This is a genomic window from Streptomyces pseudogriseolus, from assembly GCA_002154585.1.
GTDB classification, from domain to species: Bacteria; Actinomycetota; Actinomycetes; order Streptomycetales; family Streptomycetaceae; genus Streptomyces; species Streptomyces pseudogriseolus.
The window spans coordinates 1-23,129 of the sequence record MUNG01000110.1 but is presented as its reverse complement, the minus strand read 5'-3'; the positions used below and the strand labels follow the sequence as shown (position 1 = coordinate 23,129).

Here is a 23,129-nt window from a genome sequence, read left to right as displayed (position 1 = left end):
CTACCCCGGCGGCGATCCGGACGAGCGCTGGTGCAACCCGCCCGGCCGGGCGCTCGGCGAGACCCCGACGACCCGCACGGCCGACCCCCTCGTCGACGCCTATCTGTGGATCAAGCGTCCGGGGGAGTCGGACGGCGAGTGCAAGGGCGGCCCGAAGGCCGGCGAGTGGTGGGAGGACTACGCGCTGGACCTGGCGCGCGCCTCCACGTCGTAACGGCCCGGGGACGGTACACGCGAGAGGGGGCGCCGTGCGATCCGCACGGCGCCCCCTCTCGCGTACCGGCGGGCGCGCTACGGCACCTGCACCCACTGGGCCTTGCTGGGCGTGCCGTTGGCGTCGGTGACGAACAGCATGTACCAGCCGGACTGCACCAGGTTCCGGTTCTTCGGCACGGTCACGGTGACCTTGTCGCCGTCGGTGGTGAAGTCCAGGGCGATCGAGCGCTGGTCCACGTCGGTGACGTGGGTGGTGGCGCTCGGCCGGATCAGCCGCACCTTCTTGACCGACGCCGCGTCCCGCGAGGTGAACGTGCCAGACCCGCCGCGCTCGATCGTCTGCGGCCCGCCGGACAGGTCGGGCTGCTCGTCGTCGCCGTACAGGTACGGCGGGGTGTAGATCTCGATGCGCTGCTCGAACTCGCCCGGCTTGGTGTTGGCCTTGTCCGCGTAGAGCGAGTCGGAGCCGAAGAACATCACGCGGCCGTCGGGCAGCAGGATCGAGCCCGAGTGGTAGTTGCGGCCCACCAGCGGGTCGGCCACCCGCCGCAGCTCGTTCTTCTCCGTGTCGTAGATCCGCGCCTCGAGGATGTTGGAGTCGCTCCGGCCGCGGTAGTCCTGCGAGCCGCCGGAGATCAGCACCTCGTCGTTCGGCAGGATCGACGCCTGCGGGTAGCGGGTGCCCTTGTCCAGCGACGGACCGTCGACGAACGCCGGGTCGTCGGCCTTCAGGTCGACGATCCGGGTCTTCTCACTGGACTTCTGGGACTCGCCCACCCCGCCGCCGCCGATGACCATGTATCTCTCGTCCTGGGCGGGCGGCAGCAGCACCGTGTTGGACGTCTCCATCAGGTCGGGGTCGCTCAGCCCCGGGACCTCCTTGAACTTGTTGGTCTTCACGTCCCAGACGCCCGGGTCGCGGCCGACGTCGTCCGGCCCGTAGCCCGCGTTCGACCCCGAGTAGAAGATCTTGCCGTTCTGCATCAGGAACAGCGCCGGGTAGGTCGGGAACTGCCGGACCTTGTCGGTGTACTCCCACTCCCTGGTCTCCGGGTCGTAGATCTCGTTCTTGCCCGGGACCAGCTGGCCGATGTCGTCGAGGCCGGAGACGCTGAGGATCTTCCCGTCGCTCAGGGTGGTGAGCGTCGGGTACCAGCGGGCCTCCTTCATCGGGTCGACCTTGATGTACTTCTCGGCGACCGGGTCGAACTCGTAGGCGTCCCGGATCCCCTGGAAGTCCTTCTTGTCCAGGGCGAGCTTCTCGGCGATGCCGTACGTGTTGCGCGCGTCGGCGCCGGTGAGGCCCTGCACCCGGTAGTTGTCCTGGGTGCCGGTCTCGTACTTCGCGCCTTCTTCCTGCGCCTCGACGTAGATACGGCCCACGCCCGGGGTGGTGCCGAGGAACTCGCCGGTCGCCGGGTCGAACTTCTTCTCGGCGCGCGGGACGAGCACCGGGTCCTTCGAGACGAAGGTCTTGCCGTTCTCCTTGCCGGTGAACTTCGTGCCCGCCGGAAGGGTGATCGGCTTGTCCGGGTTCTCGTTGTGGACGAGCATCAGGCCGCCGGCCTTCTTCACGTCACCCTTGAGCTTCTCGTACCGCTTGGTGCCGCCCGCGATCAGCAGGTTGCCGTTGGCGAGCTGCGTGTGACCGGTGCAGAACAGGTCGGTCGGCGTCGGGACCTTCTTGATGGTCTTCTTGACCGGGTCCCAGATCCGGGTGTCGTACTTCTTCGCGTCGAAGTTGTCCTGGTCGTTGCCCGACCCCGCGACGAGCAGCACCTTGCCGGTGCGCAGCAGCGCCGCGTGGATGGTGTTCTGCCGGTACTCCTCGGGAAACTCGACGATCTCCCACTTGCCGTTCGCGGCCTTGTACTCCGGCTGGTTGATCTTGTACTGGTGATATTTCTCGGTGCTGAAGCGGTACAGCCACGGGCCGTTCATCCCGGCCAGCGCCAGCACCACCGCCGTGCCTATCGCGATCCGACGGGCGCGACGGCGGCCTGCACGGTCCTTCATTCCTTACGTCCCCCAAGTCCACCAAGGGCGATCTGCATGGTCTGGTCGTCACCGGGGTGGCCGCCCCCGGGCCCTCCCGGCCCTCCGGGGCCCCCTGTTCCGCCCGGCGCACCGTGGGAACCGGCCCACTGGGGCCGGGGCTGCGGCTGGTGCGGGGCGTGCTGCTGCTGCGGCATCCGCACGCCGTCGGCCGGGGGCGCGTCCGCGCGGTGCTGTCCCGCCGCGTGCGCGCCGGGCTTCTTACGTGCCTGCCGCATGCCGTGCCGCCAGGCGAACATGGGCGCGGCGGTGATGAGCAGGGCGAAGGTGGCCCAGATGACCATCGCCGGGTGCGAGTGCCCGTAGACGAAGCCCGCGGCGATGGAGCCGGCGAAGATCGCGATGAAGTACCAGTGGTACCGGAAGGTACCGAACCAGGTGTCCGGGCTGGCCGAGTCGCCCTTCGGGGTGACCACGAACTTGCTCTTGCGGCGCAGCACCGAGTCGATCAGCGCCTTCGCGTACAGCGGGGCCGACAGCGCCGACATCACCATGCCGGCCACACCGCCGGAGCCCTCCGGCTCGTGCGGGGAGACGTTGTGCCGGCGGTTCCAGACGTACAGGCCGATCTGGAGCGCGGAGGCGTTGCCGTAGAGCATCAGCCACACGGCGGGGTCGATGTTCACACCCGAGGCGCCCAGGCCCAGGAACAGCGCGCAGCTGAGCGCCGCGAGGATCCAGTTCAGGGCGGACATCGGATAGAAGATGATCATCATCGTGTAGTTGAAGAGCTTGCTCGGCGGGAGCGAGTACCAGCCCTTCCAGTACTGCTTGAGGATCGTCTCGTACGTGCCGCGCGACCAGCGCATCTGCTGGGTGAAGAAGTCGGTCCAGGCGTTGGGGCCCTCACCGACCGCGAGCACGTCCGGGGTGTAGACCGAGCGCCACTTCCGGCCGGTCTCCGGGTTCCGGGCGCGGTGCATCTCGAACCCGGTCGCCATGTCCTCGGTGATCGAGTCGTACAGGCCGCCGATCTGCTTCAGCGCCTTGATGCGCACGGCGTTGGAGGTGCCGACGAACATGGGGGAGCCGTAGCGGTTGCCGGCCCGCTGGATCAGCGCGTGGAAGAGGAACTGCTGCGACTCGGCGGCCTTGGTGACGAAGTTGTCGTAGTTGCCGTAGACCTGCGGGCCGATGACGAAGCCGACGTCCGGGTCGCGGAAGAAGCCGAGCATCCGCTCCAGGTAGTTCGGCAGCGGCACGTGGTCGGTGTCCACCGAGGCGAAGTAGTCGTAGTGGTCGCCGTGCGCGTCCAGCCAGGCGTTGTAGTTGCCGTGCTTGGTCTTGGCGCGGTGCGGGCCCTTCTTCTGGTTCCACTTCGCCACGCCCTTGCGGGAGAAGTGATGCACGCCGAGGCGCTCGCAGACCGCCTTCACCTCGGGGTCGTCGCCCTCGTCGAGCAGCCAGACGTGCATCAGGCCCCGGTGGCGGATCTTCACGGCCGCCTCCAGGGTCTTCGTCACCATCTCCAGCGGCTCCTTGCCGGGCACGAAGGAGGTGAGGAAGGCCACCCGGGTGCCGGTCTCGGGCACCACCGGGACCGGGTCGCGGGCGACGAGCGTGGCGTGCGCGTTCGACAGGACGTTCATGCAGCGGAAGAACTCGATCAGACCGATCGAGACGAGCATCACGACGTCGAGGGCGGGCAGCCACTCGAACGCCGGATAGTCGCGCTCCGTCCAGTGCGACGGCTGGAGCAGCCACACCAGCAGCACCAGCGACAGCACGGGGGCCGCCAGCAGCATCAGCGCGATGCGGATGCGGTGCGGCTCCTGCGAGATCAGCGAGCGGTACTGGACCGTGTACGGCTTGTTCGGATCGGGCTGGGTGAGGGGACCCGCGAGGCGGCTGTAGTGCTCGTAGTCGTATCTGGGCAGCGCTTTCTTGATCCGGCGGAACGTACCCGTGTTCCAGTTCCGATGGCCGGGCACCCTGAGCTGGGTGGTCTGGGACGGGTCGTCGTCCCGGTGGGCGCCGGTCGGCGTCGACGTCATGAGTCATCCCCCCACACGCGGCGAACCGCATGTTTCGTCGCTTGCTTACGTCCGGGCCGGTCCCCCTCGACCTCCGGACGTGTCAGTGGCGGACCGCGGTCACCACGTCACGCACACCTTATAGACACGATCCCGTGCCTTCCGGTTGCATGATCCCCCTTCGGTGCCGGCGCGGGGGAACGGGGTCCCTCGCCCCGTTCCGGCCAGGCGGCCGGCACTTCCCCGGTCCCTCCAACGGCCGCGATGGCGCGGTGCGTTGAAAGGACCAGGTTCCCGGTTCGCTCCTCATGATCGCAAGGTGCGAAACACGGTGCGGACCAGGCGAAAAAGGGCCAATGGGGCGCCCGAGGGAGTCCTGTGGTGTCACAGTTCCGTACGGGGCGCGAGAGCGTCGTGCTCAACGAGGGCGAGAGAGTTTCCGGCCAAAAAGCGACGGGCCCCTCGGTGACCGAGGAGCCCGTCGTGTCGGTGCGCCGCCAGGGACTCGAACCCCGGACCCGCTGATTAAGAGTCAGCTGCTCTAACCAACTGAGCTAGCGGCGCCTGCTGACGGCAGAACTCTACAGGACTCCCGAGGGTGCTCGTGACGGCCCCGGCCCGGCGCCGGCCTCCCGGGCCGTCCGGGGGAGGGGCGCTTTACATCATTCGGACCGTCAAAGTGCGCGCCGGGAACACCGTTGCGACACTGACGCTCGTGCGCGGATACGGAGAAACGTTCCGGGAATGTGAGGGACATCGCATGGGGTTTCCGGGGTGCGAGGAATTCGGTGCGGCCGGGGACCGCGCGTGCCCCGGCCGCGCGAGGAAGCCGCCGCGCACCCGCGCGGGGCGCCCACGGCGCTCGCCCGCGCACCGCACCGCCCTCCTCGTGGCCGCCGTCACGTCCGCCGCGCTCGGCGCCCACCCGTTCCCCGCGTCCGCCGTCGACGACCCCCGGGCCTCCGCCGGCCAGGGCGTTCCCGCAGATCAGTGGAGCGGCGGCGGGCAGGGCGCGCCGGGGCCGCTGTTCGGCGCAGACGGGCGCTCGGGTCCCGCGCTGCCGCCCGGCGGCCCGGTGACGCTTCCCGCGATCAGCCGCACGGACATCGTCGGGCGGGCCGCCTCCTGGGTCGGCCGGAGGGTCCCCTACGGCGTCTCCTCCTACTGGTCCGACGGATACCGGCAGGACTGCTCGGGCTATGTCTCGATGGCCTGGAAACTGCCCCGCAACGAATGGACGGGCAGCCTCGTGCAATACGCCGAGAGAATCACCAAGGCGCAACTCCGGCCTGGTGACATCCTCCTGTTCCACAATGCGGCCGACCCGTACAACGGTTCGCACGTCGTCCTTTTCGGCGGGTGGGCGAACTCCTCCCGCACCCGGTACGTGGCCTACGAGCAGAGCCCGCCGCACACCCGCCGCACGACCACTCCGTACGCCTACTGGAACAACTCGGCGCGCTATGTGCCGTACCGCTACAAGGGCGTGACCGACGGAACGGCGGGGGCGGCCCCGGGGACCGCCGCGCCCGACCGGCCCGCGGATCCGGCCGGGCCGCCGGTGGCGGATTCCGCACCTGTCGCCGGGGGCGCGGACACGGGGGAGGCGGGTGGCGAGGAGTTGACGCCCGCTGCTCCGGAGGGGCCGCGCGGATCGGAGGCCGGGGAGGGGACGGCGGGTGCGGCCCCGGTACGGCGAGGCGGTGAAGCGGACGGAACGGCGGGTGCGGGCGGTGCGTCGGGACCGTCGGCCGGGCGGTCCGGAGAGGCGCCGGATGTCTTAAACGGAGGTTCCGCTTCTGCCGCCGTGGGTCTCGCCGTGCCCTCCTCGCACGGGGCGCCGGGACCGGAGGCCCGGCGGCGGCTGTTCGCCTGACCCGACCGGGGCGCCGGGCGTCCGCCCCGCCCGAGTCCCCCGATGTGACGCATCTGGCGCGGAGGCTGGAGGCACGCATGACCACCACGACATCCCATGTCCCCGAGCACGTCCCCGAGTCCGAGGGGCCCGCCGACGGCGTCACGGCCGTCCGCCCGGCCCGGCTGATCCACGCCGAGTCCACCACCGAGATCCCCGTCCACCTGCTGTTCCGGGAGGAGCCCGCGGCGCCCCCGGCGGAGGCGCTGCCACGGCCCGCGGCCGTCGCGCACCGCCCCGCGCCCGACACGGCACGCGAGCCCGCACCCGACAAGGAGGACCGGGACACGCGGGACATCGGCGTACGGGCCCGCGCTGCCGCGCCCGGCGTCGACCCGGAGATCACGGAGCGGCCCGCGCGGGTGCTGCCGGGGATCGCCGGGGTGCTCGCGGGCGTGTGCGGGGCGGCGGGCTGCGCGGTCACCGCGTGGTGGGCGGGGGTCCTGCCGCCGCTCGCGGCCGAGGCGCTCGGCCTGTCCGTGCGGGCCGGCGGCCTCGGGCCCGCCCAGTGGGCGGCGTTCGCCGGGGCCGGGGCGCTCGGCCTGTTCGGCTTCGGCGGGCTGGCCCGCGGACGGACCGGACGGGCCTGGGTGCTGGAGCTGTTCGGCCGCTACCGGGGGACCGTGCGGCGCACCGGACTGCTGTGGGTGAACCCGCTGATGCTGCGCCGCCGGGTCGACGTGCGGCTGCGGCACTGGCGCGGTGAGCCGCTGCCGGCCGCCGACCGGGGCGGGGTCGCGCTGCGGGTGGCGGTGCTGGTGGTGTGGCGGGTGCGGGACACCGCGCGGGCGACGCTGGGGGTCGAGGACCACGAGGGGTATCTGCGGGCGTGCGTGGAGGCGGCCCTGCTGCGGGTGCCGGTGGCCGCGCCGGGCGCCGGACGGGGCGCGGTGCAGGCGACGCAGGACGCGCTGACCCGGCTGGTGGCGGCGGACGCCGGGCCGGTCGGGGTGGAGGTGTGCGCGGTACGGCCGCTGCGGGTGGAGTACGCGCCGGAGGTGGCCGCCGCGATGCACCGGCGCCGGATGGCGGCGCTGGACGCCCGGCACCGGGCGAGCGTGGTCGGCTCCGTCGTGGACTCGGTGGAGGACACCGTGACCCGGCTGACCATGCGCGGTCTGCTGGATCTGGACGACGGCGAGCGGCAGGTGCTGGTGAAGGACCTGACGGTGGCGTTCTGCGCGGGACGGGGCGAGACCGGACCGTGAACGGCGGGGGCCGGGGTGGAGAAGGACGGGAAAAACAAGCCCTGCGATTGGTATGGACATGTTCAACTACCGTCCTTACGCTGAGACTTGGTCTAGACCTGCACCCCTGAACGACTCCCCCACACTCCAGGAGCGGCAGCATGCGTAAACGGACCAAGCTGTACGCGGCCGCGGTGGGACTGGCCACGACCGGAGCGCTCATGCTCTCCTCCGGCGGCGCCAGCGGCCACGGCTACACCGACCTGCCGGTCAGCCGGCAGAAGCTCTGCCAGAACGGCGGGGTCACCAACTGCGGCAACATCCAGTGGGAGCCGCAGAGCGTCGAGGGCCCGAAGGGCTTCCCCTCGGCCGGTCCCGCCGACGGCAAGCTCTGTTCGGCGGGCAACGCGTCCTTCGCGCCCCTCGACGCCCCGCGCACCCCGTCGGGCGGCGCCTGGCCCACCACCCGGGTGACCGGCGGCCAGGACTACACGTTCCGGTGGCAGTTCACGGCGATGCACGCCACCACCGACTTCAAGTACTACGTCACCAAGCCGGGCTGGAACCAGAACCACAACCTGTCCCGGTCCGACCTCAACCTCACGCCGTTCCTGACCGTCCCCTACAACGGTCAGCGTCCGCCGCAGACCCTGTCGCACAGCGGCCGGCTGCCCACCGGGCTCAGCGGCCACCACGTGATCCTCGCGGTGTGGACGGTCCACGACACGGGCAACGCGTTCTACGCCTGCTCGGACGTGACCTTCTAGCGGCCGGACGGGTTCCGGACACGTCAAAGGGCCTCTCGCTCCCACGAGAGGCCCTTCTCGGTGCGCCGCCAGGGACTCGAACCCCGGACCCGCTGATTAAGAGTCAGCTGCTCTAACCAACTGAGCTAGCGGCGCATGACTCCCGCCGTCCGCTTCCGCGGCCGGCGACGAAGAAAATACTACCTGGTCCCCGAGGGTGCTCCGGACCACCCGCCGGGCGGGACGCGGTGGCGCTCCGCCGCCGTCACGCGCCGCCCGCCGGCTCCGCTCCCTGCGGGGCCGTCCTCGTGCGCGCGTAATGACGGCGGGTCTTGGCGCGGTTGCCGCAGGACGTCATCGAGCACCAGCGCCGGCGTCCGTTCTTCGACGTGTCGTAGAACCGGAGCACGCACTCGGTGCCGGCGCACTTGCGGATGCGGTCCGGGGACTCCTCCAGCAGGCGCAGGTAGCGCTCGGCCGTGTGCCAGGCGGCGAGCCAGCCAGGAGTGTCGGTCTCGACGACCGTTTCCGGGCCGTCCGCCCCCAGTAGACGCCGGACCCGTCCATGGGCGAGCGTCTCGTTCAGCAGCTGCCTGGACCGCTCGGGATCGGCTCCTTCGTCCGCCACGATCGCGCGCAGCGCGGACCGGGTGGCCAGGAGTGCGTCGAGGGTCTCCTGGGTATCGGGGGCGATGTCGGCGAGGCCCGCGGACGCGAGCCACACCGCGAGCCCGCCGGGGCGCGCCAGCAGGTCGTGGTGGCCGCTGTCGTCGATCCAGCACGTGTTCAGCAGGTCCAGCGGCAAGGGCTCCCCGCGCAGCGGGCGGGGGTCCGCGTCGGCGACGTGGGCTGGATGAGTGTTCATGCGGTGCGCCCTTTCGTGTCGGGGACCATGCCATCACACGAACGAGCTTAACCGTCCAAACGAGTTTCACCGGTTGACGCGTCGGGGGTCAACCGTTAATTTGGCGTTGACCGGTTAGGACGGAAGGTGGTGCCCGCCCTCCGGCCGGCACGCCGACCCCTTCGGAAGGAACCCCATGACCACCTCTCCGTCCCCGGCCCCGGCCGGCCTCAAGACGGGCCACATCGGCCTCAACGTCACCGATCTCGACCGTTCGCTGCCCTTCTACGCCCGTGTCTTCGGCTTCGAGACCCTCGCCGAGGGCAAGGAGGACAGCCGTCGCTGGGCGTTCCTCGGCCGCGACGGGGAGATCGTCGTCACGCTGTGGCAGCAGAGCGAGAACGCCTTCGCCGCCGGGTCCGCCGGGCTGCACCACCTCTCCTTCCAGGTGGACACCCTCGACGAGATCGCCGCGACCGAGGCGGTGCTGCGCGAGCTGGGGACGGACTTCGTCCACGACGGCATCACGGCTCATGCCGAGGGGGCCGCCTCGGGCGGCATCTTCTTCCGCGACCCCGACGGCATCCGTCTGGAGGTCTTCGTGCCGTCAGGCGCTCAGGGCGCGCCCGCACCGGCCGGCCAGGAGCCGACCTGCGGATTCTTCTAGCCGAGCCGTCGACGGGACACCGGTGCTTCCCGCGTCGCCCGGGCAGGCCGACTTCGTGAGGAGCAGAACATGGAGCCGTACCACCACGGCGAACTGGCCGTGCAGAAGCGAGCCGGTGTGAGCGAGAGGGCCGCGGTGGTCTCGGCCGTCGTCAGGACCGAGATGCCGGACGCGGCGGCGGTCTTCCTGGCCGAACAGCCGGTCCTCTTCATCGGCGCCGCCGACGCACGCGGGAACGTCTGGTCCTCGCTTCTGACGGGCCACCCCGGATTCATCACCGTCACCGGCCCCTCCTCGGTGCGTGTCGCGGCCACCCTCTCGGCCGGCGACCCGCTGTACCGCACACTCGCCGGACCGGCCCGCCTCGGCATGATCGCCATGGACCCCGGCACGCGACGGCGCATGCGCATGAACGGCACCGCCCGCCCGACCCCCGGCGGCCTGGAGATCGAGCTCGAGCAGATCTACGCCAACTGCCCCAAGTACATTCAGCAGCGGGTGCCGACGTGGCAGCCGGCCACCCCCGGGGACCCCCGCGAAGGCACCGCGCTCACCGGTGCGGACCTCGCGCTCGTCGCCGCCACGGACACCTTCTTCGTCGCCACGGCGGACCCGGACGGCAACGCCGACACGTCCCACCGCGGCGGCAACTCCGGGTTCCTCCAGGCCCTGGGACCCACCCGGCTGCGCTGGCCCGACTACGCCGGCAACTCGATGTTCAACACCCTCGGCAATCTCGAGGTCAACCCCCGTGCGGGGCTGCTGGTCCCCGACTGGACCACGGGCACCCTCCTGCATCTCACCGGCACCGCGGCCGTGGACTGGGACCCAAACCACGCGGCCGCTCTGCCCGGGGCCCAGCGCGTCGTGGACTTCACCGTCGAGCGTCTCGTCCGCGTCGACCACGCCTCCCCGCTGCGGTGGAGCGCTCCGCGGTTCTCCCGCTTCAACCCTCCGGCCTCGACGCCGTGACCAGGACGTGAACGGCCGAGTCGGGGCCGTTCCCGCTCCCTTTCGCGCCCGTGGAGCGACCGTGCGCCTGTTGCCCGGCCGGGCGGGAGATCGTTCGGCGGGGTGAGAGGCGCATGGGCGAGGGCCGCGTGCGCAGTGAGACGAGCACCAAGGCGAGACCCATGACGACAGGCAGTTCCGACAACCACTCGACGCCCCCTTCCGAGCCCGCCGCGCAGCCGCCCGAGGGCCGGCGCAGGTGGAACAGCGCGACCTCCGTGGGCCTCGCCGTGGCGGTCGTCGGCGCCGTGGCGGCCGCCGTTCTCTCCCCGCTCGGCGAGCACGCCGTGAACGCGGTCCTCGACGAGTCCACCTGTCCGGGTGAGGCCTGCGAGGGGAAGAACCCAGGCCGCCAGGGCTGCGACGACGGCGCCACCACCTTCAAGCCGGCCGCCGGCAACCCCGCCGAGCTCTCGATCCGCTACAGCGAGGAGTGCCAGGCGGTCTGGGGCAAGATCGAGCACGGCGCCAAGGGCGACCTGGTCACGGTCGAGGCCACCGGAGGCACCAAGCGCGCCGCCGAGATCGGCTACGGCGACGACCAGTACACCCCCATGGTGCGCGTGGGCGACGGCGAGTTCGAGGTCACCGTGTGCGCGGTCCCCAAGGCCGGCGGCGAGAGCACGTACGAGCACTACTGCATCCACGGAACCGAGGCGACAGCGTGGCGGTGACGGACGGGCCGTCGCTCAGATCGCCAGCGACAGCAGCACCGGGGCCGCGTTGCGGTTGAGGGTGTCGGCCGCCCGGCGCAGGCGGTGGGCGTGCTCCAGCGGCAGGGACAGCGCCAGACATCCCGCCGTGGACCCCGCCGTGAGCGGGACGGCCGCGCAGACCGTGCCCACCGCGTACTCCTGGAGGTCCAGGACCGGCACCGTCGGCGGCTGCGCGGCGAGCGTCGACAGCAGCAGTCGGTCGCTGGTGATGGTGCGCGAGGTGAGACGGGCCGGGCGGTGCCGGGACAGGTGGTCGCGCCGGCCCTCGTGGTCCAGCTGGGTGAGCAGGCTCTTGCCGACCGCCGTGGCGTGCGCGGAGTAGCGGAAGTCCACCCACTCGTTCACCTTCGGGGCGGCCGGGGAGTCGGCGTACTGGGTGACCCGGACCTCGCCGTCGACGTACCGGCTGAGGTAGACGGCGGCGCCCACGGAGTCGCGCAGCCGGTCCAGGGTGTGCTGGAGGGTGTCCCGCAGGGCCTCCTGGTGTCCGTCGGCCGAGCCCAGCCGGGCGAAGGCCGCCCCGGTGACGTAGCCGCCGTCGGCGATCTGCTCGACGTAGGCCTCGCGGCGCAGCATGCGCAGGAGGGTGGTCAGCCGCTCCGTGACGACGCCGGTCTCGCGGGCGAGTTCGGTCTCGTTGATTCCTGTGCTGTGCCGCGCCACCGTCTCCAGGACGCGCAGCGCGTCCTGGACCGAGTGGTACGACGCGGTCGGCTCGTGCCTCAGCGCCACGGTTTCCCCCTGCGCTCGCTCGTAGGGCCGCAATCCGGTCAACGAATCCCCTCCACGATAGCCGTCAAAGGCCCTGGGAAAGGCGGGGGTTGACAAGATTGCGGCCCTCTGAACTGCGGTGCCGACCCGCTGGCATATGCCAGCGGAATGACCCACACCGCGGACCTCGGACGATGGTCCGAGCGCGCCCCGTGACTACAGGACCGCGCTGAGGAATTCCCGCGTCCGGTCGTGCTCCGGCTCGTTGAAGATCTTCTCCGGCGAGCCCGCCTCGATGACCCGGCCCGAGTCGAACATCAGCACCTGGTCCGAGATGTCCCGCGCGAAGTTCATCTCGTGGGTCACGCAGAGCATCGTGATGTCGGTGGAGCGGGCGATGTCCCGCAGCACGTCCAGCACGCCGGCCACCAACTCCGGGTCCAGGGCCGAGGTCACCTCGTCCAGCAGCAGTACCTGCGGGCGCATCGCCAGCGCCCGGGCGATCGCCACCCGCTGCTGCTGGCCGCCGGAGAGCTGGGCCGGGTGCTTGTCGAGGTGGTCGGTCAGCCCGACCATCTCCAGCAGCTCCCGCGCCCGCTCCTCGGCCGCGTCCTTGGACATGCCGAGCACGGTGACCGGGGCCTCGGTGATGTTCCGCAGCACGGTCATGTTCGGGAACAGGTTGAACTGCTGGAAGACCATGCCGATCTTCTTGCGGACCTCGCGGACCTGCTTCTCCGGCGCGGGGAACAGCTGCTGCCCGTCGACGGTGATGACGCCCTCGTCGGGCTTCAGCAGGGTCATCAGCAGCCGCAGGATCGTGGTCTTGCCGGACCCGGACGGGCCGATCAGCGTCACGTGCTTGCCGGCGTCGACCGAGAAGTCCAGGTTGTCCAGGACCGTGTGGTCCCCGAACCGCTTGGTGACCCGCTCCAGCCGGATCAGCTCACCGGTCGCGCGCGGGGTCTCGGGCTTCTCTTCGAACGGGGCGTGGGTGTCAGTGGACAAGGCGTCGCTCCAGGGCTCGCAGGGCAAGGGAGGCCAGATAGGAGATGAGGATGAAGGCCACGCCGATCACCGTCAGGGGCTCGGTGAACTGGAAGTTCTGCTGGGCGAACAGCCGTGCCTGGCCGAGCATCTCCAGCACGGTGATGGCCATCAGCAGCGGGGTGTCCTTCAGCATCGAGATGACGTAGTTGCCGAGCGCGGGCACCACCCGGCGCACGGCCTGCGGCAGGATCACCACGGTCCACGTCCGGCGCAGCGGCAGGTTCAGCGCCGTCGCCGCCTCCCACTGGCCCACCGGCACGGCCTCGATACCGGCGCGGTAGACCTGCATCGTGTACGTCGAGTAGTGCAGCCCGATGGCGAAGACGCCGGTGGTCAGCGCCGAGAAGGTGATCCCCCACTCGGGCAGCACGTAGAAGAGGAAGAACAGCTGCACCAGCAGCGGGGTGTTGCGGACGAACTCGGTGACCGCGCCGACCGGCCAGGTCACCCAGCGGGTCGGCGTCCGCATCAGCAGCGCCCACACCAGGCCCAGCGCGAAGGAGATCAGCGAGCCGAACACCAGGATCTGCAGGGTGACCAGCAGACCGTCCCAGAAGTACGGCATGAAGTCGGCGACCGCGCCCCAGTCCCACGTCACGAGACACCACTTCCCTCGGGCACGCGCGCGGCGGCGCCGGCCTTCTTCTTCGGCGCCTTGCCGACGCCGGCCTTCAGCTTCCTCTCCAGCCCGCGCATCGAGCGGGTGAGCAGGAAGGCGATGACGAAGTAGATGATCAGGATGTACGTGTAGATCTCCGCGCTCTCCTGGAGCGCCAGGCGCACCAGGTTGGCGCTGAACGCCAGGTCGCCCATGCCCATGACCGACACCAGGGCGGTGCCCTTGAGCAGCTCGATCAGCAGGTTGGAGAACGGCGGGATCATCTCCGGCACCGCCTGCGGCAGCAGGATGAGCTTCATCCGCTGCCAGGGCGTGAAGCTGAGGGCGATGCCGCCCTCACGCTGGGCCGGGTCCACCGCGGCGAGCGCGCCGCGCACGATCTCCGAGCCGTACGCCCCGTAGGTCAGGCCGAGCGCCAGGGTGCCCGCCCACAGCGGCACGAGCTGCCAGCCGAAGGCCGGCGGCAGCACGAAGAACACCCAGAAGATCATCACCAGCGCGGAGGTGCCGCGGAACACCTCGGTGTAGAAGCCCGCGAGGAAGCGGACGACCCACAGCCGGTGGGTGCGGGCGATGCCGACCACGAACGACACCGCGGTGGCGAGCAGGGCGCTGAGCACGAGCAGCTGGATCGTGACCCAGACGCCGTCGAGTACGCGTTCCCAGAGTCCGGAGGTCATCCGCCGCAGAGCTCCTTCGCGGTCAGATCCGTCATCTCGTCCTCGGTGAACCCGAACGGCTTGAGGATGCGCAGCAGCTCGCCGCTCTTCTTGAGCTTCGCCAGCTCCACGTTGAAGGCGTCCCGCAGCTTCGTCTCGGTCGGCCGGAACGCGAACGCGCCGCCGTCGACGTGCGGCTTGCCGCCGACGAGGGGCTTGAACGGCTCGGTGGCCTCGGCCTTGGAAGACTTCTTGACCACCTCGCGGGTGGTGAGGGCGGTACCGGCGAAGACGTCGACACGTCCGGCCTCGACGGCGTTCAGGCCGGCCACCTGATCGGGGACGATCAGGATGTCGCTCTCCTTGTAGCCGGCCTCCACGGCGTACGCGATCTCCGCGTAGCCGGTGCCGGTGGCGAACTTCGCCTTCTTCCCGACGACGTCCGCGTAGTCGCGCAGCCCCAGCGGGTTGCCCTTGCGGACGATGAACGAGTCGAGCATCTGGTAGTCGGGGTCGGAGAAGATGACCTGCTCACAGCGCTCGGGGTTGACGTACATGCCCGCGGCCACGACGTCGAACTGCTGGGAGTTCAGCCCGGGTATGAGCGAGCCGAACTCGGTGGGCACGGGCTGCACCCGGTCCACCCCCAGCCGCTTGAAGATGACCTTGGCCAGCTCGGGCGCCTCGCCGGTCAGCTCACCGTCCTTGTCGATGTAGCCGAACGGGATCTCACCGGCGATGCCCAGCCGGACCACGCCCGCCGCCCTCAGCCGCTCGAGCAGGTCGCCGCCGTCCGTCGTGGAGGCGGTCGGCACGCGGGAACACCCCGCCGCGCCCAGCGCGCCGAGCGCCGCGACCCCCGCGAGCAGCGACCGACGCGAGGGCCCGGAGGTCCCTGTGATTCGTCTCAGTGGATGAAGTGGTGGAGCCATGGCGGCGCCGCTACCCGAAGCGATGCGAGTTATTCCGGCCAGTTTCGGCCCGTCCGGCGGTGGGCGGTCTTGACCGGCGCGGGACCACGGGATGCACGGCCGGCCGATTCCTCGAGACCTCCCTGGTCAGGCGTGAGGTGACCGGCCTCGCGCGGCTGCTCGACGACCGTGCCCCGATCACCTGCGAAGCCGTGTGGGAATCTCTCCCGACGTCGGCTGGGTGCCCGGCATCGTTCGGGGGCAGGTGGTGCACTCGCCCTTGCGGTAGCCGTCGAGGAGCCGGGCCGCGGTCAGTTCGGTGAGCTCGGACATCCAGACTCCCTGGGGACGACGTCAGTGACCCGGTACATACCCGCGGCGCTATGGGCGCGCACCGCGTCGTCCAGCGGCCCGTGCCCGGGCCGCCGTACCGCACCGCGCCGCGAACGAGCCATGTGCGAGGCGATGAGCCGGGCCGGCGCGGTCCCCGCGATCACCACCTCGGGCGCGCTCCTGGAGGCCCTGGTGGAGCTGGGCGTACGCCGGGTCGCCCTGGTCACCCCTACACGGTGTCCGTCACCCGGGTGCCGGAGGCGTACGTGGCGCGGGCCGGCGTCACCGTCACCGGCCGCCCGTACATGGGGCTGACCCGGCACATCTGGAAGGTCACCCACCGCGAGGCGGTGGACATGGCCCGGCAGGCGGTGAGGGGCCGGGCCGGCGCGGTCGACGCGCTGTTCCTCTCCTGCACCAACCTGCCGAGGTAGGACGTGATCCCCCAACTCGAGGCGGAACTGCGCATCCCGGTCATCTCGGCCAACCAGGTCACCATGTGGGCTGTGCTGCGCCGATTGGGTACCCGGGCGGTGGGACCGTATCAGGCGCTGATCGACGCGTCCGCACGCTCCGGGACCGTCAGGCCGGGCCAGGCGCCGGCCGTGCCGCCCTGCAGTGCGGCGCGCGGACCGGTGCCGGCGGACGCGCCAGGAGAGAAGCAGCAGGAAGGCTGGACATGACCGCACTGGGATTCCTCTACCCCGGCCACTCCGCGGAGGACGACTATCCGCGCATCGAGCAGTTGCTGAGCAGCGACATCCGCCTGGACCTGGTGCACACCGACATCGGCGAGGACGCGCACCGGGTGGACGCGCTGCGCGCGATGGGCTCGCCCGAGCGGCTGGCGGCCGGCCTGGAGCAGCTCCGGCTGTCCGGCGCCGAGGCCGTGGTGTGGGCCTGCACCAGCGGCAGCTTCGTGCACGGCTGGGAGGGGGCCCACGAGCAGGTGCGCGGTCTCGCCCGGGCCGCGGGCATGCCCGCCTCCTCCACCTCCTTCGGCTTCGTGCACGCCCTGCGGGAGATCGAGGTCCGGCGGGTCGCCGTCGGCGCCACCTACCCCGACGACGTCGCCGAACTGTTCGCCGGGTTCCTGCGGGCCGGGGGAGCGGAGGTCACCGGGGTGCGCGGCGCCGGGATCGTCACCGCCGCCGAGGTGGGCGCCTGGGGCGAACGCGAGGTGTTCGCGCTGGCCCGCTCCGCCGACACCCCCGACGCGGAGGCGCTGCTCCTGCCGGGCACCGCCCTGCACACCGTCGCCCACATCCCCGCCCTGGAGAAGGAGCTGGGCAAGCCGGTCCTCACCGCCAACCAGGTCACCGCCTGGGAGGCCCTGCGCCTGACCGACCGCCGCGTGAACGCGTCCCGGCTGGGCGCGCTCTTCACCCGGGAACCGGTCGTCCAGGTGTGACACCCGCGTACGTCCGCCCGCGCGCCCGGAGCGCGTTCCCGCCGCTGTCTTTGTGCGCCCCGCGAGCTGGGTAGTCACCGTGCGGCGCGCCCGCACCGGCCGGCCTCCGGCGGGCCGGACGCCCTCTTGCGGGGGCGCGGGACAATGGACGGTGGCCCTCCGGCACCCGGGGGCCACCGCGACGTACGAAGGAGAAGTCATGGCGGAGCACACGCCGCGCCCGGACCAGCCGCGGCTACGCCCCGCGCCCCTGCTGTTCGAGCCCGCGCAGGCGGCCTCGGATCCCGAGCACTTCTTCGACCTGGAGTCGATCGAGGATCCGCGCGCGCTGCTGGAGCGGGCCACGGAGCTGACGCTCGCGTTCCGGGCCGCCGCGGACCGGGCGACGGAGTTCCAGGCGATGGCGGCGGCCCAGCTCGCCGACCCCCGGCGCTTCGACCGGCTGTCGACGGCGGACATCGCCGAGCGCGCCGAGTGGACCGAGGACTACGCGAAGCGGATGGTCGAGTTCGGCCGCGACCTGCTGCGCGGCGGCGAGGGCGCGGAGCACGCCGACCCCGTGTGACCCGAGAGGCCCTTGCGGGGCCCGGGCTCTCCTCGAACGCGTGTGGCATATGCCGGGTGACAGGGTACGCGCTCGGCGGCCCCTCCGTCAGAAATTGCGGCAACTCTGCGGAACCGTTCTCTCACGGCGCGTAGAAATATCTGTATGAGCAGCACACCGAATGTCTCCGACGTCAGCGGTGTCACCCCGGACGGAGCCGCCTGGCTCGCCTCGGCCGGCGCGGGCCCGCACGGCGCCCGCGTCCTGCGCGGCGAACGGCCGGACACCCCCGTGGTCCTGCTCTGCGGCGTGGTCTTCGACGTGGTGAGCGTGCCCGCGATCTTCGGACGCCGGATGCTGGACCGCCTGTGGGCGGAGGGGCCCGGCTCGGGCCCCGTGGCCGAGTACCGCGGCCGCATGCTGCTCTTCGGCGCCGTGGGCACGGCCCAGCGGCTGCCCGCCCTGCTGAAGTGGGAGGAGTGGGGCGCGCACGGCAGCCGCACGGACGGCGTCCCGCCCCTGCTGTGCCACGGCGCCGGCGACGCGGTGACCGTCCCCGCCCCGGCCGGACCCGCACGCCCCGACCCGGCGTCCCCGGCCCGCTGGCTGGTCGCCCCCGACAGCCGCAGCCCTTGGCTGCCGGGCCCGGAGGTGCTGCTCTGGGCGGCGGTGCGGGCGGCCCGGGCGGCCGTGCGGATATCGATTTTTCCTCCCGCCGATCGTGATGCTAATGTCTACGACGTCAGCAGGCGCCGCTAGCTCAGTTGGTTAGAGCAGCTGACTCTTAATCAGCGGGTCCGGGGTTCGAGTCCCTGGCGGCGCACGACACGAAGAAGGCCCCCGCCTCAGGCGGGGGCCTTCTTCGTGTGCCCGTCATGCTTCCGGTCGGTACGTCCATGCTCAGTACGCCCGCGCCGCCCGCTCGCCGGTGGTGATCTTCACCGTCCAGGCGCCGGAGGGCGTACGGCCCTCCACCTCGACGCGCACCGACTCGCCGGGGACCGTGAAGCTCTCGCCCAGGGCGACCGGGGCGTCCGCCAGCGGCGGATAGACCGAGTCCTCCCAGCACGCCTCGGTGTGCGGATGGGCGTCGATCACCTCGATCGGCCCGCGCCCCGAGCGGGTGCCGCTGTGCACCCGGTAGACCAGCACCCCCGGCCGGCAGGCCGCGCGGTCGTTGCCGAACGGACCGCGCACCTCGAAGGCCAGGGCCGAGTCCGCGCCCGTGCGCACCACCGCCAGCTTGGTGCCGCGCCCCAGACCGAACGACGGCGCCCCCGCCGTGCCCGTCACCGGCGTGCCGGGCCCCGCCCCCAGCGGCTCCAGCGTCAGCCGCACCGGGCCGCCCTCCTGCACGCACCGCACCTGGCGCGGCTCCAGCCAGCCCAGCTTCCACTTGTGCCAGCCGAACAGGTCCGGTGCGAGGGCGAACTGGCTGCCCATCAGGTCCCAGTCCCCGACATGGGTGTCCCAGTCGCCCTTGCCGTCCACCGGCCGGTGGTACAGATCGGGCAGGTCGAAGACGTGCCCGGTCTCGTGCGCCAGCACCAGCCGGTCCGGGGGATGGTTCTCGAACACGGTGACGACCCGCCGGATGTCGGTCCCGTCCGCGCGCATCGGACGGTCCAGGTTGACCACCTTCGTGGCGTCCGAGTCCACCCCCGGCGCGTCCGGGTCCGCCACGAAGTACACGACGTCGTAGCGCGCGTAGTCGACGTGCGGGTCGGACGCGGCCAGCGCGTCCCGCAGATACGCGGCCCGGTGCGCCACCGTCCAGTCGCGCTGTATGGCGTACGCCGTCGAGGGGCGCGGCATGCGGATCCACCGCTTCACCGGGTGCGCCCGCAGGCTGAACTTGCCGTAGGAGGCCCGGGAGAAGAAGCGGCTGGTCATCGGGAAGTGGTCGGCGGCAAGCTCGTCCGGCGAGGTCAGCGGGTGCGAGTCGGGGAACGACAGGAACACCATCACCGCGTCCAGCCGTCTCGTCGGACGCGGATAGGCCGCGTTCCACGTGTCCAGGCCCTCGGAGTGGTGGGCGTCGGTGCGGGTCAGCGCGCAGGGCTCCGCCGAGAACGGCTCGGGACCCGACGGAACGCTCACCAACGACGTCGCCGCGAGCGCCGACATCGTCGTGCACATCGCCGCCGTGGTCCGCAGCCGGGGCCGCACACCCGAACGGCCGAACCGCTGCCGCAGTGCCTCACGACCGAGTCCTCTCGGGGTGAGCTGACGCGGCACGGGGACCTCCGGGAGACGGTTCGCGGGACACCGCACCCAGAGTGGGATGATTTGTCGTACTACGCCCTGTTCAGCTGCACCGGTCGGGTGAGAACAGCGGGAAAACGGGCGGGACCGCGCGCACTGCGCACCGCCCGCACTCACGGAACGTCACAACTGGTCGGAGCGGTGGCGGAAGGCGTCCACGCCTGCGCAGAAACGATCTGGCAGAGATGCGGAACCGGCTCCGAGGCCGGACAGTGGCTGGAAGGGCCCTCCGCGGGCCTCTATGATCGGCACACTTTCCGGGTGCGGAGAGAGTTTTCCTGCACGACAGCGAGCGAATGCACTGCGGGAGCGAGTGGTGAGCGGAACGTCCGAAGGGCCGACGCCCGCGACTGAGCTCGGCCGGGCGGTCGTCACGGAGAGTGAGATTCTGGCGCCGTCGGGTGCGGAGTTCGCGGAGTTCGCGGAGGGTGCCGAGGCGGTCGAGGTCGCCGGTCCTGTACCTGACGAGGCTGTCGAGCCCGACGCGTCCCCCGTCCCGTGCACGCCGTCACCGCCGTCCTACCGCTCCGTCTTCACCGCCGCCCCCCTCGCCATGGCCGTCGTCGACCGCGAGGGCACGGTCACCGGCGCCAACGCCGCCCTCGCCGACCTGCTGGGCCGCGACCAGGACACCCTCACCGGCGCCGTCGCCGCCGACCTGGTCGACCTCGCCTCCGACGCCCGCACCTGGCACGCCTACCGCGAACTGCTGCGCGGCCGCCGCGCCCGGCTGCGCTGCACCCGCCGGCTGAAACACCCCGAGGGACACGCGCTGTGGGTGCGGGTCACGGTCGCCCCGCTGCCCCCCGACGACGGCGGCGTCCTCGTGTCCGTCGCCGACATCAGCGACCACCGCGCCCTCCAGGCCCGGCTGCGCCATCTGCGCATGCACGACCCGGTGACCCGGCTGCCCAACCGCACCCTGTTCTTCGAGCGCCTGACCGGCGCCCTGGAGGCGGAGTCGTACGCGGAGAGCGGCACCGGCCGGATCGGGCTCTGCTACCTCGACCTGGACGGCTTCAAGGCCGTCAACGACACCCTCGGCCACCGCGTCGGCGACCAGCTGCTGGCCGCAGTCGCCGACCGGCTCACCCGGTGCGCGCAGGACGCGGGCCGGACCCGGGCCGGTATCCCGCTGGTCGCCCGGCTCGGCGGCGACGAGTTCGCCCTGCTCGTGGAGGACTCCACCGGCACCGAGCAGCTCGCCGACCTCGCCGAGTCGCTGCTCGACGCGATCCAGGAGCCGTTCGACCTGTCCGGCCGCCGTCTTTCGGTGTCCGCGTCCATCGGCGTGGTCGAGCGGCACGCCGCCGGGACCACCCCCACCGCGCTGATGCAGGCCGCCGACACGACGCTGTACTGGGCGAAGGCCGACGGCAAGGCCCGCTGGACGCTGTTCGACCCGGAGCGCAACGCCTCCCGCGTCACCCGCCAGGCGCTCGTCTCCTCCCTCCGTCCGGCCATCGACCGGGGCGAGTTCGCGCTGGAGTACCAGCCGCTGGTCGGCATGGACGACGACCGCGTGCACGGCGTGGAGGCACTGATCCGCTGGCACCACCCCCGCTTCGGCACGCTCACGCCGAATCGGTTCATCTCCCTGGCGGAGGAGGACGGTTCGATCGTGCCGCTCGGCCGCTGGGTGCTGCGCACCGCCTGCCGGCAGGCGCGCGACTGGCAGACGCGGTACCCGGACGAGCCGCCGATCTTCGTCAGCGTGAACGTGGCGGTCCGTCAGGTCTGGGACTCCGACCTGGTCGCGGACGTCGCCGACACGCTGGAGGAGACCGGCCTGCCCCCGCACCTGCTCCAGCTGGAGCTGACCGAGTCCGCGGTGATGGGCTCCTCGGGCCGGCCGCTCCAGGCCCTCAAGGCGCTCAGCGACATGGGCGTCCGCATCGCCATCGACGACTTCGGCACCGGCTACTCCAACCTCGCCTACCTCAGCAGGCTTCCGGTGTCCGTGCTGAAGCTCGACGGCTCCTTCGTCCGGGGCTTCCAGATCGAGGACCGGACGGCGCAGCCCGGCGCCGCCGACGAGGTGATCGTCGAGGCGATGGTGCAACTCGCCCACCGGCTGGGGCTGACCGTCACCGCGGAGTGCGTGGAGACCTCCGCGCAGGCCACGCGGCTGCGCCGGATCGGCTGCGACACCGGGCAGGGCTGGCTGTACTCACGGCCCGTCCCGCCCGACCGCATCTCCGAACTGCTCGGCACGCCCGGGGTTCAGGCGGGCGTCGGCAACCCGTAGGCGTCGGCGATCAGTTCGTACGACCGCACCCGGACGTCACCGCCGTGCGCGTTGGCGGTGAGCATCAACTCGTCGGCGCCCGTGCGCTTCTGGAGGTCGTCGAGACCGGCCCGGACCTCGTCCGCCGTGCCGTGGATGACGTTGGCGTTCCAGGACTCCACGAACTCCCGCTCCATCGGGCTGAAGTCGTACGCCTCCGCCTCCTCGGGCGTCGGCACGAGCCCCGGGCGTCCGGTGCGCAGCCGCACCATGTTCAGCGCGGCGGCCAGCACCTGGCGGCGCGCCTCCTTCTCGTCGTCGGTGGCGAGCGCCGAGACGCCGATCAGCGCGTACGGCGCGTCCAGCACCTCGCTCGGCCGGAAGCTCTCCCGGTACAGGTCGAGCGCCGGGATGGTGTTCTGCGCGGAGAAGTGGTGGGCGAAGGCGAACGGCAGGCCGAGCATGCCGGCCAGCCGGGCGCTGAACCCGGAGGAGCCGAGCAGCCAGACCGGCGGCCGGTGCGGGGACTGCACCCCGCCGGGCGAGGTGGCCTGCACCGGGCCGGGCACGGCGTGGATACGCCGGTAGGGGTGCCCGTCGGGGAAGTCGTCGTCCAGGAAGCGGGTCAGCTCGGCGAGCTGCTGGGGGAAGTCGTCGGCGCCCTCGTTGAGCCGGTCGGTGCGGCGCAGGGCGGCGGCGGTCGCCCCGTCGGTGCCGGGCGCCCGCCCGAGCCCCAGGTCGATCCGCCCCGGCGCCATGGCCTCGAGGGTGCCGAACTGCTCGGCGATCACGAGGGGCGCGTGGTTGGGCAGCATGACCCCGCCCGACCCGAGCCGGATGCGGTCCGTGTACGCGGCCAGGTGCGCGAGGATCACCGCCGGCGAGGAGGAGGCCACGCCCGGCATGGAGTGGTGCTCGGCCACCCAGTACCGGTGGAACCCGCGCCCCTCGGCGAGCTTCGCCAGCTCCACACTGGTCGCCAGCGCGTCGGACGCGGTCCGCCCGGCCCCCACGGTCACCAGATCCAGCACGGAGAGCGGCACGGGCGCCGTGCCGCTCTCCGTGCTGG

Annotated in this window: 22 protein-coding genes, 3 tRNA genes and 2 pseudogenes; 14 read left to right on the top strand and 13 right to left on the bottom strand. The window is 71.6% G+C overall.

Annotated features, from left to right (window positions below):
- On the top strand, positions 1 to 214 hold a 214-nt coding region (locus CCN29_RS11635), incomplete at its 5' end, for a glycoside hydrolase family 6 protein (protein WP_442538328.1).
- A gap of 77 nt (positions 215 to 291) precedes the next feature.
- On the opposite strand, the gene glxA is transcribed toward CCN29_RS11635, so the two are convergent.
- The 3 genes from glxA to CCN29_RS11620 all read right to left on the bottom strand — a co-directional run bounded on the left by glxA (position 292) and on the right by CCN29_RS11620 (position 4,808).
- Positions 292 to 2,232 carry a radical copper oxidase GlxA gene (glxA, locus tag CCN29_RS11630; RefSeq protein ID WP_086681468.1) on the bottom strand — a complete coding sequence of 647 codons (1,941 nt, stop codon included), beginning with the start codon at positions 2,230 to 2,232 and terminating at the stop codon, positions 292 to 294.
- Entirely contained in the window at positions 2,229 to 4,265 is a 2,037-nt protein-coding gene (locus CCN29_RS11625; RefSeq protein ID WP_086681465.1) for a glycosyltransferase family 2 protein, read from the bottom strand. The genes glxA and CCN29_RS11625 overlap by 4 nt, the downstream gene beginning before the upstream one ends.
- A gap of 469 nt (positions 4,266 to 4,734) precedes the next feature.
- Positions 4,735 to 4,808, bottom strand: a tRNA-Lys gene (locus CCN29_RS11620).
- A gap of 325 nt (positions 4,809 to 5,133) precedes the next feature.
- On the opposite strand from CCN29_RS11620, the gene CCN29_RS11615 reads away from it, so the two are divergent.
- The 3 genes from CCN29_RS11615 (at position 5,134) to CCN29_RS11605 (ending at position 8,113) form a co-directional block, all read left to right on the top strand.
- Positions 5,134 to 6,120 (top strand): NlpC/P60 family protein, encoded by a 987-nt coding sequence (locus CCN29_RS11615; protein ID WP_442538327.1) that lies wholly within the window; start codon positions 5,134 to 5,136, stop codon positions 6,118 to 6,120.
- Positions 6,121 to 6,197: 77 nt separating this feature from the next.
- Positions 6,198 to 7,367 (top strand): SPFH domain-containing protein, encoded by a 1,170-nt coding sequence (locus tag CCN29_RS11610; protein WP_086681457.1) that lies wholly within the window; start codon positions 6,198 to 6,200, stop codon positions 7,365 to 7,367.
- 140 nt (positions 7,368 to 7,507) lie between these two features.
- On the top strand, positions 7,508 to 8,113 hold the full coding sequence (locus tag CCN29_RS11605; RefSeq protein ID WP_006131607.1) for a lytic polysaccharide monooxygenase auxiliary activity family 9 protein: 606 nt from the start codon (positions 7,508 to 7,510) through the stop codon (positions 8,111 to 8,113).
- A gap of 61 nt (positions 8,114 to 8,174) precedes the next feature.
- Here CCN29_RS11605 and CCN29_RS11600 read toward each other — a convergent pair.
- Both CCN29_RS11600 and CCN29_RS11595 read right to left on the bottom strand, forming a co-directional pair.
- Positions 8,175 to 8,248 (bottom strand) — tRNA-Lys (locus tag CCN29_RS11600).
- A 109-nt stretch (positions 8,249 to 8,357) separates the two neighbouring features.
- Positions 8,358 to 8,957 carry a CGNR zinc finger domain-containing protein gene (locus tag CCN29_RS11595; protein WP_031060272.1) on the bottom strand — a complete coding sequence of 200 codons (600 nt, stop codon included), beginning with the start codon at positions 8,955 to 8,957 and terminating at the stop codon, positions 8,358 to 8,360.
- Positions 8,958 to 9,132: 175 nt separating this feature from the next.
- On the opposite strand from CCN29_RS11595, the gene CCN29_RS11590 reads away from it, so the two are divergent.
- From CCN29_RS11590 to CCN29_RS11580, 3 genes are all read left to right on the top strand, one after another.
- Entirely contained in the window at positions 9,133 to 9,603 is a 471-nt protein-coding gene (locus CCN29_RS11590) for a VOC family protein (protein ID WP_086681454.1), read from the top strand.
- 69 nt (positions 9,604 to 9,672) lie between these two features.
- Positions 9,673 to 10,575: a pyridoxamine 5'-phosphate oxidase family protein gene (locus tag CCN29_RS11585; RefSeq protein ID WP_086681451.1), complete on the top strand. Its 903-nt coding sequence runs from the start codon at positions 9,673 to 9,675 to the stop codon at positions 10,573 to 10,575.
- 161 nt (positions 10,576 to 10,736) lie between these two features.
- Positions 10,737 to 11,288 (top strand): DUF2690 domain-containing protein, encoded by a 552-nt coding sequence (locus CCN29_RS11580; protein WP_086681476.1) that lies wholly within the window; start codon positions 10,737 to 10,739, stop codon positions 11,286 to 11,288.
- A 15-nt stretch (positions 11,289 to 11,303) separates the two neighbouring features.
- Here CCN29_RS11580 and CCN29_RS11575 read toward each other — a convergent pair whose 3' ends face one another.
- From CCN29_RS11575 to ehuB, 5 genes are all read right to left on the bottom strand, one after another.
- Positions 11,304 to 12,062 carry an IclR family transcriptional regulator gene (locus CCN29_RS11575; RefSeq protein ID WP_031017354.1) on the bottom strand — a complete coding sequence of 253 codons (759 nt, stop codon included), beginning with the start codon at positions 12,060 to 12,062 and terminating at the stop codon, positions 11,304 to 11,306.
- Between the two features lie 195 nt (positions 12,063 to 12,257).
- Complete coding sequence (gene ehuA / locus CCN29_RS11570; protein ID WP_006131601.1) at positions 12,258 to 13,049, bottom strand: ectoine/hydroxyectoine ABC transporter ATP-binding protein EhuA; 792 nt, start codon at positions 13,047 to 13,049, stop codon at positions 12,258 to 12,260.
- Entirely contained in the window at positions 13,039 to 13,689 is a 651-nt protein-coding gene (gene ehuD / locus CCN29_RS11565) for an ectoine/hydroxyectoine ABC transporter permease subunit EhuD (protein WP_086681448.1), read from the bottom strand. The genes ehuA and ehuD overlap by 11 nt, the downstream gene beginning before the upstream one ends.
- Positions 13,686 to 14,390 carry an ectoine/hydroxyectoine ABC transporter permease subunit EhuC gene (gene ehuC / locus CCN29_RS11560; RefSeq protein ID WP_031017359.1) on the bottom strand — a complete coding sequence of 235 codons (705 nt, stop codon included), beginning with the start codon at positions 14,388 to 14,390 and terminating at the stop codon, positions 13,686 to 13,688. The genes ehuD and ehuC overlap by 4 nt, the downstream gene beginning before the upstream one ends.
- Positions 14,387 to 15,301, bottom strand: coding sequence for an ectoine/hydroxyectoine ABC transporter substrate-binding protein EhuB (ehuB, locus tag CCN29_RS11555; RefSeq protein ID WP_031017361.1), 915 nt, complete (start codon positions 15,299 to 15,301; stop codon positions 14,387 to 14,389). Before ehuB ends, ehuC begins: the two co-directional genes overlap by 4 nt.
- 59 nt (positions 15,302 to 15,360) lie before the next feature.
- On the opposite strand from ehuB, the pseudogene CCN29_RS35800 reads away from it, so the two are divergent.
- A pseudogene (locus CCN29_RS35800) lies at positions 15,361 to 15,516 on the top strand (DUF3830 family protein); the annotation flags it as partial.
- Here the strand turns inward: CCN29_RS35800 and CCN29_RS35795 are convergent.
- The gene (locus CCN29_RS35795) at positions 15,479 to 15,613 is read right to left on the bottom strand and encodes a hypothetical protein (protein ID WP_267283569.1); all 135 of its coding nucleotides are present in this window, start codon (positions 15,611 to 15,613) and stop codon (positions 15,479 to 15,481) included. The pseudogene CCN29_RS35800 and the gene CCN29_RS35795 sit on opposite strands and share 38 nt — an antisense overlap.
- 111 nt (positions 15,614 to 15,724) lie before the next feature.
- Between CCN29_RS35795 and CCN29_RS11545 the strand changes: the two are divergent.
- The 5 genes and pseudogenes from CCN29_RS11545 to CCN29_RS11525 all read left to right on the top strand — a co-directional run.
- Positions 15,725 to 16,296 (top strand): annotated as a pseudogene (locus tag CCN29_RS11545) (maleate cis-trans isomerase family protein); the annotation flags it as partial.
- A complete protein-coding gene (locus tag CCN29_RS11540) occupies positions 16,293 to 17,024 on the top strand; it encodes a maleate cis-trans isomerase family protein (protein WP_006131597.1) in 732 nt (243 codons plus the stop codon). The pseudogene CCN29_RS11545 and the gene CCN29_RS11540, both read left to right, overlap by 4 nt.
- Before the next feature lie 199 nt (positions 17,025 to 17,223).
- On the top strand, positions 17,224 to 17,589 hold the full coding sequence (locus CCN29_RS11535; RefSeq protein ID WP_006131596.1) for a DUF8844 domain-containing protein: 366 nt from the start codon (positions 17,224 to 17,226) through the stop codon (positions 17,587 to 17,589).
- Positions 17,590 to 17,733: 144 nt separating this feature from the next.
- Positions 17,734 to 18,327 (top strand): hypothetical protein, encoded by a 594-nt coding sequence (locus tag CCN29_RS11530; RefSeq protein ID WP_031017365.1) that lies wholly within the window; start codon positions 17,734 to 17,736, stop codon positions 18,325 to 18,327.
- Positions 18,318 to 18,391 (top strand) — tRNA-Lys (locus CCN29_RS11525). Before CCN29_RS11530 ends, CCN29_RS11525 begins: the two co-directional genes overlap by 10 nt.
- Positions 18,392 to 18,468: 77 nt before the next feature.
- Here CCN29_RS11525 and CCN29_RS11520 read toward each other — a convergent pair.
- Positions 18,469 to 19,707, bottom strand: coding sequence for a M6 family metalloprotease domain-containing protein (locus CCN29_RS11520; protein WP_107481691.1), 1,239 nt, complete (start codon positions 19,705 to 19,707; stop codon positions 18,469 to 18,471).
- Between the two features lie 442 nt (positions 19,708 to 20,149).
- On the opposite strand from CCN29_RS11520, the gene CCN29_RS11515 reads away from it, so the two are divergent.
- Complete coding sequence (locus CCN29_RS11515; protein ID WP_086681446.1) at positions 20,150 to 22,081, top strand: putative bifunctional diguanylate cyclase/phosphodiesterase; 1,932 nt, start codon at positions 20,150 to 20,152, stop codon at positions 22,079 to 22,081.
- Here the strand turns inward: CCN29_RS11515 and CCN29_RS11510 are convergent.
- Positions 22,057 to 23,129 (bottom strand): LLM class flavin-dependent oxidoreductase (locus CCN29_RS11510; RefSeq protein WP_107481690.1); only part of this gene is annotated, 1,073 nt, incomplete at its 5' end. The genes CCN29_RS11515 and CCN29_RS11510 overlap by 25 nt on opposite strands.